Here is a 1,905-nt window from a genome sequence, read left to right as displayed (position 1 = left end):
TGAAGCGAGAAACAGCTAGAGACGAGTTATATAAGAGGAATGAAACGCACTCCAAAGGGAGAAAGAGTTTGAGATACGTTATATAAGAGGGATGAAACGCATTCCGAAGCGAACAGCAACTCGAGACGCGTTATATAAAAGGAATGAAACGCGTTCTGAAGCGAAAACCAGCTCGAGGCGCGTTATACAAGAAGGATGAAACGCATGCTGAGTCGAAAAACTGCTCAAGACGCGTTTCATAAGTAAAAAGTAAATTAAACAGCCCACCAAATTAAAAATACCCTTCATACTAGATGAAGGGCCACACTTTAATAGAAAACGAACCTAAGCCATTTGTTTCCGCGGTCGAACTGTATAAAAAATACTTCCGAATATCAAGATAATACCCAGTGCTTGTAATAAAGTTGGGCTAAATGACAAGAGGACAATATCCAATAAGATAGCAACCACGGGATCAACAAAGGTAAGAACAGATACTAGAAATGTCGGGAGGCTTCGAATGCTATCGAAAAATAAGTAATAGACAAATCCGGTATGTATCAAGCCTGTTCCTACGATATAAATCCAATTCGAAGTGGATAAACCATTAAACACCGTAAAATCGCAAAATGGCAGAAGCATGATGATGCCGATTGCTGTCTGGATAAATGTCATCGAATACGGGGATAAGTTTTGAATCGTTTTACTTGTTATCATAGTGAGTGCATAACAAATTGCTGAGAGTAATGCCCAGATAAAGCCAGAGTTCAACAATAGATTGATGGATTGGAAGTTATCGATGCCGACTATCAAAATACTTCCGATGAAACAAACAATCGTAGCAAGAAGTCCTTGAAGCGTCATTTTTTCTTTCAAAAAAAGAGTACCTAGTATCAATACAATTATGGGTGCTAAATTATATATTGAAATAGTGACGGATATGGACATTTCTTCGAAAGCTTTAAATAAAAATACCCAGTTCAACACTAGAAAAATTCCGCATAGACAAGTTTGCAACACCTCTTTTTTGCTCCATGCCTCAATTTTATGCCCGCCCGTAATGAACCACATTCCGCATAAGAAAACGGTAGCAAAAATACATCGTACAAAAACCAGTTCAACTGCCGGTATCCCGGTATGAATGGTGAAAAATCCGATCGAACCAAAAATGGCCATTGCAATTGAGAGTTTGGCGATAGCTGCAACATTCATAACATTTCCTACTTTCACATTATTATCTTATTAAAATATATCAGACTTTCACATAAATTTTAAGAAGATAAAAAAGTTACCTAGAAAAGCAGATGCTTTTAAAGGTAACGACTGGTTAGTTAGATGCTAGTAATCTTAAGATATTATTGCGTTGTTCTTCCGTTTGCTGCTTTCCATCAACAAGCAGTACCCCCATTGAATATCCTTTTTGCTCATCTTCTACTACAAATTGTAAATTCAAATTACTATTTTGATCATCAACTTCACATGTTCCTTTGAACTCAACGACATTATGATTTTTTTGAGTTTTAAAATAAACCCATTTACTCTCAGTACATGTATTGGCAAAGGTGTTTTCAAATGAGAGGTTGGATTCATCCATAGGGGATTCTTTTATGTATGTAATATACTCATTATCTGTAATTTCGTCTTTTGGACCATAAAAATACCAAAAAATTGCGATAATTGCGATTGGTACAATCCATAAGATTGTTCGCTTGGATACATTTTGCATGACAAACCTCCTTACATTTGTAAGATTATTATAGCAATCTATGTATAATATTTCTACATAGTGTTTAAAAATTCTATTCCAAAACAGTTTTTTATACAGTTCATTTCTATAAGTATGTTGCTGTGAATTAATGATAAAATAATAGTTGAAATTTATATTACTTAGTATTAATATAATATTAAAGCTGCGTTGTACGTAGG

Annotated in this window: 2 protein-coding genes; both read right to left on the bottom strand. The window is 34.9% G+C overall.

Annotated features, from left to right (window positions below; translation table 11 throughout):
* Positions 1 to 324: 324 nt before the first annotated feature.
* A complete protein-coding gene (locus tag QYB95_RS19000; protein ID WP_301139942.1) occupies positions 325 to 1,191 on the bottom strand; it encodes a DMT family transporter in 867 nt (288 codons plus the stop codon).
* Between the two features lie 115 nt (positions 1,192 to 1,306).
* Complete coding sequence (locus tag QYB95_RS18995; protein WP_301139941.1) at positions 1,307 to 1,705, bottom strand: glucosamine 6-phosphate synthetase; 399 nt, start codon at positions 1,703 to 1,705, stop codon at positions 1,307 to 1,309.
* Positions 1,706 to 1,905: the final 200 nt, after the last annotated feature.

Source organism: Ureibacillus aquaedulcis, assembly GCF_030418165.1.
GTDB lineage: Bacteria > Bacillota > Bacilli > Bacillales_A > Planococcaceae > Ureibacillus > Ureibacillus aquaedulcis.
This window is presented reverse-complemented; position numbering and strand designations above follow the sequence as displayed.